Raw genomic sequence first — 6,000 nt, forward strand, 5'->3', positions numbered from 1 at the left:
GCGGGGTGATGGTGGAGCCTTCCGGCGATCACCATCAGCGGTCGCCTGGTGGTCTCCGTGTTTGGGGGGCGCGGGTACCACCGCTCCCGGGATCGGATCCGGGCGTCCGATGCTCGCGCGAAGGTGCGCGCGGACGCCGTCCCACCTTCTCTGAATGCTCTTGCTGCCGCCCGTCTCGATGCGTTCGTCGATGCTCCGGCCGATTCCCACGCCGACGCGCGAGCCGACGAATTCATCGGATGCCCGCGCAGATGCTCGGGCGAATGCGCATCATGGGTAGATCGGTGCGTCTCGTAGCATCTGGCCGCGTAGCGGAACGACTCGGCGGCAATCCATGGATGAAGGGTTGCTGTAGCGTAAGGGAGATAACTTAGAGTGATCAATTTTGAGGTTTGGGTGGCGTGGGTGCGAGAAGCTACCGGGATGTCCTCCGGTGAGGACGGCGGTTCGCCGGGCGGTCCGGGGTACCGCGGCGGCGTGGGTCCGGGGCGTCGCGGCGCCGGAGACCTGAGCGGTGTGGATGGATAGGCGCGTCCGTGATCTACGCATATGCCACCTACCAGCCGTCTGCGACCTGGCCACGCCGGTGCCGTCGGGGGTGGTCGTCTCCGTCGCGTGGCGGCTGGAAGGGGCCGGGCGGATCATCGGCGGCATGGTGCCCCGCGGCCGTCCCGGGGCCGGCCCGCAGGGTAAACGGGTCCTGCACGGCGAGGGGATCTGGGCGGCCGAGATGTATCCGCGGGACCGGGAGATCTCGGCGGAGGCCGACCTCGTCGAGCCGGGTTCGGCGGCTCGGCCGGTCCGGCTGGTGGTGCACGGCTCCGACCGTGACATCATCGGCTATCTGGATCAGCCCCGCCTGCCGGCCACCCGACTCGCCCGGCTCACGACCGGGCTGCGCCGGGACGCCCGTCAGGTCAGGGTCCGGGCGGCCGGGCGGGTCTGGTGGATACGGGCGACGAACGTCTTCGGAGTACAGGTCGTCCGGGATCCCGAGGTACGGATCTACCGCACCAGAGGATTACACGCCGTGTTCAGCGCCGAGGCCGACCATCTTGACGTCAGCGTGGTCCTGCTGACCCTGGCCTCGATTCCCAGCTCGGCCTACGCCCCCATCCTGGGGTTCTAGCGGCCGCAGCGGCCCCGGCGAACCCGACGCGGGACCGGCGGCAGACCAGTGGCGGGCCGGTGGAGCCGGGGTGGCTTCGGGGCGGGACCGGTGACAGCAGGCCGGGGTGTCAGGCGCTGACGACGCGGCGTCCCTCGAAGGCGCGTCCCAGGGTCACTTCGTCCGCCCATTCGAGGTCACCGCCCATGGGCAGGCCGCTGGCGAGGCGGGTGACCTTTAGGCCCATCGGAGCGATCTGCCGGGCCAGGTAGGACGCGGTGACCTCACCCTCGGTATTCGGATCGGTGGCGAGGATCAGTTCGGTCACCGTGCCGTCCGCCAGGCGGGCGACGAGTTCCCGGATGTGCAGGTCGTCGGGACCGACACCGCCGATGGGATTGATTGCGCCCCCGAGCACGTGGTACCGCCCCCGGAACTCGCGGGTGCGTTCGATCGCCACGACGTCCTTGGGTTCCTCGACCACACAGATCGAGCTCGGATCGCGGCGGGGATCGGCGCAGATCCGACACAGTTCCGACTGCGCCACGTTGAAGCAGCTCCGACAGAACTGGACCTTCTCCTTGACCTCGGTCAGGGCGGTGGCCAGCCTGCGGACGTCCACGGGGTCGGCGGCCAGCAGATGAAACGCGATCCGCTGGGCACTTTTGGGACCGATGCCGGGCAGCCGCCCGAGCTCGTCGATCAGATCCTGGACGATGCCCTCGTACACCGGTGCCGCCGGTTGTCAGTCGAGCCCGGGAAGGCCCGGACCACCCGGAAGGGGGCCTCCGAGGCCGCCACCGGACAGCAGGCTGCCGAGTCCGCCGAGGCCACCGGCGCCGCCCGGACCTGCCGGGCCGCCCGCGCCGAGGCCACCGGTGATCGCGCCCAGCCGGTCGGCGGCGAGTTTGTGGGCGTTTGTGGTCGCGTTACGGACCGCCGCGAGGATCAGATCCGCGAGCGTCTCGGTGTCCTCCGGGTCGACCGCCTCGGGGCTGATCGTCAGATCGACCAGTTCCCCGCCGCCGTTGACGGTGGCGCGGACCAAGCCGCCGCCGGCCGTCCCGTCCACCCGGGCGGTGGCGAGGTCTTCCTGGGTGGCGAGGATCGCGGCCTGCATCTTCTGCGCCTGTTCGAAGAGTTGCCCCAGCGCCCCGCCCCCGGCGGAGGCCCCACTCCCGGCGCGGTCCTGCGGGTTAGACATGTCGATGAGCCTACGTCTCCTTCAGCCGGACGAGATCTGTTCGATGATCATGGCACCCAGCCCGCTCCGCAGCAGGGACACGGCGGCCTCCTCGCCCCCGCGAGCCCCGCCGGGACCGGACGGGACGTCCTCGTCGTCGAGGGACGGCTCGTCCTCACGCTGCGGACCCGGCTCGTCCCCGGCGGGGGGTGCACTGGCAGCGGCGGCGACTCCGTTCGCCGATCCGGGCGACGAGCCGTCCCGGCCCGCGGCGGACCAGGGCCCGTCGCCCCCGGGGCCGGGGCCGCCATCGGGGCCGGGGCCGCCATCGGGACCAGAGCCCGGGCCGGCGAGACCGTGCCCGGTGCCGGGGGAGTCGCTGTTGCCGCCGGGGCCGCGGCCTGTCGTGCCGCCTTCGGTTCCGTCGGTGGAGCCGCCGTAGCCGTTCCCGGTGTCGGGGGACAACCCCGCCGGTCCGGCGGGCCGTGCTGGTGCTGGTGCTGGTGCTGGTAAACGGGATGCTCCCACCTGGCCGGTGGGCCTGGGGGCTCCGCCCGACCCGGCGAACCCCGAGGCCTCGGAGGGACCGGGCGGGCCGGCCGGCCATCCGGCGCCCGGCCGATGCTCCTGCTCCCCGGGGCCGACGGCGGGAGGGGGGGCGGCGGGATGGCCGGAGTAGCCACCGCCGCCCGGACCGGGACCCGCTTCGGGCCGCCCGCCGCCGCGACCAGATCCGCCCGCGGGAGCGACGGTGACCCGCCAGGTCCCGCCGAGTCTCTCCGCCAGCACGGCACAGAACAGCTCGGCGTTGTTCCCCTGCCCGAACATCCGGCCCATCGTCGGGGTGGCGAAGGCCAGCACGACCTCGTCGCCTCGAACGTCGGCAACGGTCGCGTGATCCTTCAGGATCGCATGCGTCTTCCGGCTGCGGCGGCCGGCGAGCACGAGAACCTCGTCCCACAGCATCCGCAGGCCGGCGGCGTCGATCCGCCCGGTCCCCGGAGTGCCTGCCATGCCCGGAACACCTGCCGGGCCCGAGGGACGATCACCCGACGTGAACGCGGGACCCGGCGAACCAGGCTGGGGGCCCGTCGCCGGTCGAGACACCGGTCCGCTCCGAGCGGGTGCCCGGACTGCCAGCGGCATGGGCTCCGGGTCCGCGGCGGGCGGGTGGACCGGCGCGGGAGCCCGGCCGGCCGGCAGCGGGGACGGGGGGCCCGGCTCCGGTTCTTCCCCGCCGAGCACGGCCCGCCGTTCCAGCCGCTCCAACCGGGTGAGCAGCGCGGCCGGGTCGGTCGACGCCGTGGGCAGCAACGCACGGGCCAGGATCAGTTCCAGCATCAGCCGTGGGCTCGCCGTCCCCCGCATCTCGACCAGGCCGTTGTGCAGGACGTCCGCCGTCCGGGACAGCTCGGCGGGGCCCATCCGGGTGGTCTGCGCCCGCATCCGGTCGATCTGGTCGGGGGAGAAGGATTCCAGCAGGCCGCGGGCGTCCGCGTCCGGAACGGCCGCCATCACGATCAGGTCGCGGAACCGGTCGAGGAGATCGGTCGCGAACCGGCGCGGGTCGTGACCGGCGGAGACGACCTTGTCGACCACGGTGAACAGGGCCGCGCCGTCGCGGTCGGCCAGCGCGTCGACGGTCTCGTCCAGCAGGACGCCGTCGGTCATGCCGAGCAGCGCCACCGCCCGGTCGTAGCGCAGGCCGTCGTCGTCCGCGCCGGCCAGCAGTTGGTCGAGAACGGACAGCGAGTCGCGGACCGATCCGGCGCCCGCCCGCACGATCAGCGGCAACACGGCCGGATCGACGGCGACCCCCTCCCGGGCGCAGACCGACGCCAGATGTTCGCGCAGCACGCTCGGCGGAACCAGCCGGAAGGCATAGTGGTGCGTCCGGGACCGGATGGTCGGGATGACCTTGTCCGGTTCGGTGGTGGCGAAGACGAACTTGAGGTACGGCGGGGGCTCCTCGACGACCTTCAGCAGCGCGTTGAACGCCGCCGCGGTCACCATGTGCGCCTCGTCCACCACGAAGACCTTGAACCGGGCCGACGCGGGGGCGAAGAACGCCCGCTCGCGCAGATCGCGGGCGTCGTCGACGAGACCGTGCGACGCGGCGTCGATCTCCGTGACGTCCATTGAGGCGCCCGTCCGGATGCCCACGCACTCGTCGCACACCCCGCAGGGTTCAGGGGTCGGGCCCTGGATGCAGTTCAGCGAGGCGGCGAGGATCCGGGCGGAGGAGGTCTTGCCGCAACCCCGGGGGCCGCTGAAGAGATAGGCGTGGTGCAGGCGGCCGGTGCGCAGGGCCTTGCGCAGCGCGTCGGTCACGTGCTCCTGGCCGACGACCTGGGCGAACGTCGCGGGACGGTACCGGTTGTACAACGCTGTGCTCACTGGCCTGCTCCGCGTGCTCGACGAGACGATCGGCGAAACGAGAGGACCCCCCGCACACCCGCCAGAGCCCGCTTACCCTTGCTGCCTTCCGGCCCTGGGGGGGTTCACGAGGGTAACGCCGCACGAGGGGTCTGCTGTGCAGTCTAGCCCGTGCTGGACGATCATGAATCCCGAGGTCTGCCGGGCGGCGCGGCGGCAGGCCCGGTGCCTGGCCCCGCAACGATCAGATAGTCTCATCCACGGAGGATTCGCCTAGTGGCCTAGGGCGCACGCTTGGAAAGCGTGTTGGGGGCAACCCCTCGCGAGTTCGAATCTCGCATCCTCCGCAATGATCTTGCTGGCCTTGATCTTCGGGCCAGCCTTCTGGCCAGGCACAATGCCATCCTTCTCCACCATCTCGCTACCCACGGTAGCCATGGACCCACCTGAGTCCCCGCGCCGCGCGAGGGATCGTCGTGGACACCGTCTCGGCCGTACGCTGGCCCGCGGAGCGCGGCGGGTGGGCGTACAGGGCACCCGTGATCGACGGTGAGGAGTACCCGAGCCGCTTCGACACGAGAGCGATGTCGATGATCTCGTCGAGCTGGCTCGAGGCCGACGAGTGACGAAGGCCGGGCGGCGAGAAATTGCCAAGACCTGTGGATCATGATCGGCGGGTGGCCCGGCGAGAGTCTCGGTGATCTTGTTGGCCGCAACATGAAGAGGCCGCAGCGTCGATGATGGATCACGGCGAGCATGATCGTGGCAGGTCTCCTCAGCTAACCAGAGCACGATCGAACTACGTCAGTCCGGTCAGGATGCCATGACCCGTTCACCGGGCGTCGGCCCGTCCCCCTACTTGTAGCCGCGGACGAAGAGTCTCACGGCGGACCGTAGCGCAGCGTCGAGTTCCGGGCTGTCGAGCGCAGGTGGATTGTGGACGGCGAACATGCCGAGCTCGGTCATCTCCCAGACGGTTCCGTTGACAAGGGCAATGAACTGGCCTGCCGCGCGGGCAGGGTCATCGATGCGCAGCGCGCCGCCGTGAGCGATCCTGGCCAGCTAGCCGATTAGCTCTGACCAGACGGGAGTCGCGACGCGTCGGCGCCAGAGCTGCAGCAGCTGGGGTTGGCGGGGCCCTTCGGCCTGCAGGAGCAGGCGCAGAGAGGCTGTGCGCGGATCGAGGAAGGTCGCCATGATCCGCCTTGCAAGATCGTTAAGGTAGGCCTCAGGGTCCGGTAGGGGGCTTGGGAAGAAGGCCGTCGCCCGACGTAGCGCGTCGAGGGTCGCCGTGAGGTGCGTATCGATGACGGCGAGGAACGGCGTCTCCTTG

General features: G+C 71.1%; 7 protein-coding genes, 1 tRNA gene and 1 other RNA gene. 3 read left to right on the forward strand and 6 right to left on the reverse strand.

Annotated features, from left to right (window positions below):
• Positions 1 to 598: 598 nt before the first annotated feature.
• Complete coding sequence (locus AC08OQ_RS03810; RefSeq protein WP_476611900.1) at positions 599 to 1,129, forward strand: hypothetical protein; 531 nt, start codon at positions 599 to 601, stop codon at positions 1,127 to 1,129.
• Positions 1,130 to 1,238: 109 nt separating this feature from the next.
• Here AC08OQ_RS03810 and recR read toward each other — a convergent pair whose 3' ends face one another.
• From recR to ffs, 4 genes are all read right to left on the reverse strand, one after another.
• Complete coding sequence (gene recR / locus AC08OQ_RS03815; protein ID WP_476592777.1) at positions 1,239 to 1,838, reverse strand: recombination mediator RecR; 600 nt, start codon at positions 1,836 to 1,838, stop codon at positions 1,239 to 1,241.
• 15 nt (positions 1,839 to 1,853) lie between these two features.
• Positions 1,854 to 2,312, reverse strand: coding sequence for a YbaB/EbfC family nucleoid-associated protein (locus tag AC08OQ_RS03820; protein WP_476599256.1), 459 nt, complete (start codon positions 2,310 to 2,312; stop codon positions 1,854 to 1,856).
• Positions 2,313 to 2,333: 21 nt separating this feature from the next.
• A complete protein-coding gene (locus tag AC08OQ_RS03825) occupies positions 2,334 to 4,688 on the reverse strand; it encodes a DNA polymerase III subunit gamma and tau (RefSeq protein WP_476599258.1) in 2,355 nt (784 codons plus the stop codon).
• 38 nt (positions 4,689 to 4,726) lie between these two features.
• An RNA gene (ffs, locus tag AC08OQ_RS03830) (signal recognition particle sRNA small type) lies at positions 4,727 to 4,823 on the reverse strand.
• Positions 4,824 to 4,929: 106 nt separating this feature from the next.
• Here ffs and AC08OQ_RS03835 point away from each other — a divergent pair.
• Both AC08OQ_RS03835 and AC08OQ_RS03840 read left to right on the forward strand, forming a co-directional pair.
• Positions 4,930 to 5,014: transfer RNA gene (locus AC08OQ_RS03835), tRNA-Ser, on the forward strand.
• A 129-nt stretch (positions 5,015 to 5,143) separates the two neighbouring features.
• Entirely contained in the window at positions 5,144 to 5,293 is a 150-nt protein-coding gene (locus AC08OQ_RS03840) for a hypothetical protein (protein WP_462203994.1), read from the forward strand.
• 229 nt (positions 5,294 to 5,522) lie between these two features.
• Here AC08OQ_RS03840 and AC08OQ_RS03845 read toward each other — a convergent pair whose 3' ends face one another.
• Together AC08OQ_RS03845 and AC08OQ_RS03850 are read right to left on the reverse strand one after the other, a co-directional pair.
• Positions 5,523 to 5,729, reverse strand: coding sequence for a TetR/AcrR family transcriptional regulator C-terminal domain-containing protein (locus tag AC08OQ_RS03845; protein WP_476599264.1), 207 nt, complete (start codon positions 5,727 to 5,729; stop codon positions 5,523 to 5,525).
• Positions 5,730 to 6,000 (reverse strand): TetR family transcriptional regulator C-terminal domain-containing protein (locus AC08OQ_RS03850; RefSeq protein ID WP_476611901.1); only part of this gene is annotated, 271 nt, incomplete at its 5' end.

This window comes from Frankia sp. CcCS3 (assembly GCF_977927575.1).

Coding starts and splice junctions, on each gene's coding strand:
- AC08OQ_RS03820 (WP_476599256.1), bottom strand. CDS start 2,312: ATGTCTAACCCGCAGGACCGCGCCGGGAGTGGGGCCTCCGCCGGGGGC.